Origin of the sequence: Delftia sp. ZNC0008 (genome assembly GCF_000799035.1) — a bacterium.
GTDB lineage: Bacteria > Pseudomonadota > Gammaproteobacteria > Burkholderiales > Burkholderiaceae_C > Comamonas > Comamonas tsuruhatensis.
In genome coordinates, this window is the sequence record NZ_JTKZ01000259.1 from 1 (window position 1) to 4,323 (window position 4,323).

Below are 4,323 nucleotides of genomic sequence, written 5' to 3' on the forward strand. Positions count from 1 at the left end.
CCGCGTGATTCACGTTTGCGCGATTCGCTCTCCTGCCGGATTCCGCGTGCCTGCTCGCGGCGCAGCGGCAGCGGCTGCGCCAGGAAGGCCGCCTGCCACGCGGCGGAGCGCGCCATGGCGCGAAAGCGCTGGTATTCCGTATCGTCCAGGCACAGGGCATCGCCATGGCTGAGCAGGATGCGCTGGTCGCCGCAGTCGAGCACGGTGGGGTCGGCCAGCGTGGTCGTGCCGCACAGCGCATCGAACTGCGCTCCGGTCAGGAAGTCGCGGTTGCCCTGCATGAAGAACAGCGGCCTGCGGGCGGCGGCCTCGCGCAGGGTGGCGGCGCAATCGGCCTCGAAACTGCCGGGATCCAGCAAGGCGTCGTCGCCCACCCAGACTTCGAACAGGTCACCGAGCAGAAAGACGGCATCGGCCTGCGTGGCGTGCAGGTAGCGGCGAAAGGCCTGCACGGTGGCGGGCTCGCAGGCCTGCAGGTGCAGGTCGGAGATGAAGTCCAGCGTGCGCCAGGCCGCGGGCAGTGTCCATTCGGCCGCAATGGGCGGCACGCAGGGAGGGCGAGGTGCGGCAGTCTGGGCCATGGGCGGGTGCGCGCCCGGCAAGGGCGCTGCATGAAGGCTGGGGAAGGCTCTGGAGCAGGGCTGTTGTCCATGGGCACGGCCAGGGGCGGGCCATGTGCATGGACAACAGGGCGGCTGCACGCCAAGGGGGCAGCCGCCTTGTCGGAAGGGCGCCTGATTACAGGGCCACGGCCTTTTCGATGATCACGTCATCCTTGGGAACGTCCTGGTGGCCGCCGTTGCGGCCGGTCTTCACGCCGCGCAGCTTGTCCACGATCTCGGTGCCCTTGACCACCTTGCCGAACACGGCATAGCCCCAGCCCTGGGCGCTGGGCGAGGTGTGGTTCAGGAAGCCGTTGTCGGCCACGTTGATGAAGAACTGGGCGGTGGCCGAGTGCGGGTCGCCGGTACGGGCCATGGCGATGGTGTACTTGTCGTTCTTCAGGCCGTTCTTGGCCTCGTTCTCGATGGGCGCATCGGTGCCCTTTTGCTTCATGCCGGGCTCGAAGCCGCCGCCCTGGATCATGAAGCCATCGATGATGCGATGGAAGATGGTGTTGTCGTAGTGGCCCTTGTTCACATAGGCCAGGAAGTTCTCGGTGCTCTTGGGGGCCTTGGCGGCGTCGAGTTCGAGGGTGATGACGCCGTGGTCGGCGATGTGGAGTTCGACTTGGGGATTGCTCATGGCGATTCCTTGTTGGGTGGAGGGCAGGGGCGTGCCACGCTGGGCGCGGCGCGCGGTTTACTTGACTTCGGTGGCCGAGAGGATGGTCACCGGCTTGGTGGGTACATTCTGGTGCATGCCCTGGTTGCCCGTGGCCACCGTGCGGATTTTGTCCACCACATCCATGCCCTGGACCACGCGGCCGAAGACGGCGTAGCCGTGTCCGTCAGGCTTGGGTGCGTTGAGCATGTCGTTGTTCACCACGTTGATGAAGAACTGCGAGGTGGCCGAGTTGGGATTGCCCGTGCGCGCCATGGCGATGGTGCCCCGGTCATTCTTGAGGCCGTTGTCCGCTTCCAGCGGAACCGGCGCGCGCGTGGGCTTTTCCTTGAGGCTGGCGTCCATGCCGCCGCCCTGGATCATGAAGCCGTCCATCACGCGGTGGAACACCGTGCCGTCATAGTGCTTGTCGCGCACGTACTGCATGAAGTTGGCCACGGTCTTGGGGGCCTTGGCCTCGTTCAGCTCCAGCACGATGTCGCCCATGCTGGTCTTGAGCTGCACCTTGGGTGTGGCGTTCTGCGCCATGGCGGGCAGGGTGGTGCAAAGGGAAGCGGCCAGGGCCATGCCGGCCAGGGAAAGCGACGCAATGCGGCGTGTGGTCATGCAAATCTCCTGAGAAAGCCAAAGGGCTGGGGGATGGAGTGGGAAAACCCGGGCAGGTTCCTGCGCGTGCGCGCAGGCGTGGCAAGACCCAAATGGCGTGCAGACCGCCGTGCCTGGGCGCCGGGGTGCGCGTGTGGGCCGTGTCTTCTATTTGGTGCCGGTGACTGGAGCCAGCAATTCGCGCAGCAGCTTGAGCTTGGGCCGCACGCTGGCAGCACGGCCGTCCAGGCCTTGTGCCTTGCCGTAGGCCTCGTAGGCCAGGCGGGCGTGGATGTCGCCCAGATTCTCGTAGGCAACGCCGTAGTTGGGGTTGTTGCGCACGGCCGACTCCAGGGCGGAGCGGGCCTTGTCGAGCTGGTTCTGGCCTGCGTAGATGACGGCCAGGTTGTTGTAGGGCTCGGGCAGCTCGGGGTAGTCCTCGATGAGCTGGTTCAGCGCGGCGATGGCCTCGTCGGTCTTGCCACTGTCGGTCAGGGCCACGGCCTTGAGAAAGCGCATCTGGGGGTCGCGTGCGTTCTTGGCAAGATAGGCTTCGGCGCGTGCCAGGGCCTGGGTGCTTTTGCCGTTGCGCAGCAACTGGTTCACTTCCGTATAGTCGTCGGCGTGGGCGTGGCCTGTTGCGAGCAGGGCCGCCAGTGCCGCGAGGCGCAGGGCGGAGCGAAACGAGTTGCGTAGAGGCATGTAGGTGCTTTCGGGGCCTCGGGGAAACGCCCCGCGGCGCGGGCTTATACTGCTGTGAATTGTAGCTGAGGGGTGTGCTGGGTCACACGGGCTCTGCGCCTGCCGCTCCTGCTCCCTGCTGAGCATGCCTGCATCGGCGCCAAGGGTCCGGCGGCGCGTGGGACGCGCCCCCTGCAGCGGCCCTTTCTCCCCTGATGAACATCCATGAGTTTGCGTATCTACAACACGCTGTCGCGTGCATTGGAAGCGTTTTCGCCAATCGAACCGGGCCATGTGCGCATGTATGTGTGCGGCATGACCGTGTACGACCTGTGCCACCTGGGACACGCGCGCTCCATGGTCGCTTTCGACGTGGTGCAGCGCTGGCTTCGGGCCAGCGGAAATCGCGTGACCTATGTGCGCAACATCACCGACATCGATGACAAGATCATCCGTCGTGCCGTGGAGAACGGCGAGACCATTCGTTCGCTGACCGACCGCATGATCGACGCGCTGCACCAGGACGCCGACGCCCTGGGCATCGAACGCCCCACGCATGAGCCGCGCGCCACCGAATACGTGCCGCAGATGCTGTCCATGATCGGCCGCCTGCAGGACAAAGGCCTGGCCTACCAGGGCAGCGATGGCGACGTGAACTTTGCCGTGCGCAAGTTCCCCGGCTACGGCAAGCTGTCAGGCAAGTCGCTGGACGAATTGCAGGCCGGCGAACGCGTGGCCGTGCAGGACGGCAAGCAGGACCCGCTGGACTTCGTGCTGTGGAAAAGCGCCAAGCCCAGCGAGCCCGACGAGGTCAAGTGGGCCAGCCCCTGGGGCGCGGGCCGGCCGGGCTGGCACATCGAGTGCTCGGCCATGGGCTGCGAGATGCTGGGCGAGAGCTTCGACATCCACGGTGGCGGTGCCGATCTGCAGTTCCCGCACCACGAAAACGAGATTGCCCAGAGCGAAGGCGCGACCGGCAAGCCTTTCTCGCAGGTCTGGATGCACAACGGCTTCATCAACGTGGACAACGAGAAGATGTCCAAGTCGCTGGGCAACTTCTTCACCATCCGCGACGTGCTCAAGGAGTACGACGCAGAGACCGTTCGCTTCTTCGTCGTGCGCAGCCACTACCGCAGCCCGCTGAACTACAGCGACGTGCATCTGAACGATGCGCGCGGCGCGCTCAAGCGCCTGTACACGGCGCTGAGCCTGGTGGCCCCTGCCGAGGTCGCCATCGACTGGAGCCATCCCGCTGCCGCACGCTTCAAGGCGGCCATGGACGAGGACTTCGGCACGCCCGAGGCCGTGGCCGTGCTGTTCGAGCTGGCCGCAGAAGTCAATCGCAGCAAGAGCGCCGAGACGGCGGGCCTGCTCAAGGCCCTGGCCGGATGCCTGGGCTTGCTGCAGGGCGACCCCCAGGCCTTCCTGCAGGCAGGAGCGGCAGATGTGGATGCCGCCGCCATCGAGGCGCAGATTGCCGCACGCGCAGCCGCCAAGGCGGCCAAGGACTGGGCCGAGGCCGACCGCATCCGCAAGGCGCTGCTGGAACAGGGCATCGTGCTCAAGGACTCCCCTGCAGGCACGACCTGGGAGGCAGCCGCCAAGGGCTGATCCGTATGCCTTGCCAGACGTGCCGCGCCAGGTGCGGGGAGGTGCTTTGATGGCCTCCGCCAAACCCCTGGACACCATGGATTTCGAGCAGTTGCCGCTGGTGGCCGATCTGCCCGTGCCCGAACAGCAACCGGCCCCGCTGCCGGTGGTGACGCTACGCGG

Annotated in this window: 5 protein-coding genes; 1 reads left to right on the plus strand and 4 read right to left on the minus strand. The window is 66.2% G+C overall.

Translation table 11 applies throughout. From position 1 onward, the window contains the following. The 4 genes from L995_RS08555 to L995_RS08570 form a co-directional block, all read right to left on the minus strand. On the minus strand, nucleotides 1-581 hold a 581-nt coding region (locus L995_RS08555), incomplete at its 3' end, for a UDP-2,3-diacylglucosamine diphosphatase (protein WP_047470992.1). Nucleotides 582-738: 157 nt separating this feature from the next. Next, entirely contained in the window at nucleotides 739-1,245 is a 507-nt protein-coding gene (locus tag L995_RS08560) for a peptidylprolyl isomerase (RefSeq protein WP_016450537.1), read from the minus strand. 57 nt (nucleotides 1,246-1,302) lie between these two features. After that, nucleotides 1,303-1,890: a peptidylprolyl isomerase gene (locus L995_RS08565; protein ID WP_047470991.1), complete on the minus strand. Its 588-nt coding sequence runs from the start codon at nucleotides 1,888-1,890 to the stop codon at nucleotides 1,303-1,305. A 147-nt stretch (nucleotides 1,891-2,037) separates the two neighbouring features. Then, the gene (locus L995_RS08570; RefSeq protein WP_016450535.1) at nucleotides 2,038-2,571 is read right to left on the minus strand and encodes a tetratricopeptide repeat protein; all 534 of its coding nucleotides are present in this window, start codon (nucleotides 2,569-2,571) and stop codon (nucleotides 2,038-2,040) included. Nucleotides 2,572-2,775: 204 nt separating this feature from the next. On the opposite strand from L995_RS08570, the gene cysS reads away from it, so the two are divergent. Then, complete coding sequence (gene cysS, locus L995_RS08575) at nucleotides 2,776-4,161, plus strand: cysteine--tRNA ligase (RefSeq protein WP_047325717.1); 1,386 nt, start codon at nucleotides 2,776-2,778, stop codon at nucleotides 4,159-4,161. Nucleotides 4,162-4,323 lie beyond the last annotated feature (162 nt).

Excerpts from the sequence above, each read along its gene's own strand:
- L995_RS08560 (WP_016450537.1), bottom strand. The coding sequence starts at position 1,245 with ATGAGCAATCCCCAAGTCGAACTCCACATCGCCGACCACGGCGTCATC.
- L995_RS08565 (WP_047470991.1), bottom strand. The coding sequence starts at position 1,890 with ATGACCACACGCCGCATTGCGTCGCTTTCCCTGGCCGGCATGGCCCTG.
- L995_RS08570 (WP_016450535.1), bottom strand. The coding sequence starts at position 2,571 with ATGCCTCTACGCAACTCGTTTCGCTCCGCCCTGCGCCTCGCGGCACTG.
- cysS (WP_047325717.1), top strand. The coding sequence starts at position 2,776 with ATGAGTTTGCGTATCTACAACACGCTGTCGCGTGCATTGGAAGCGTTT.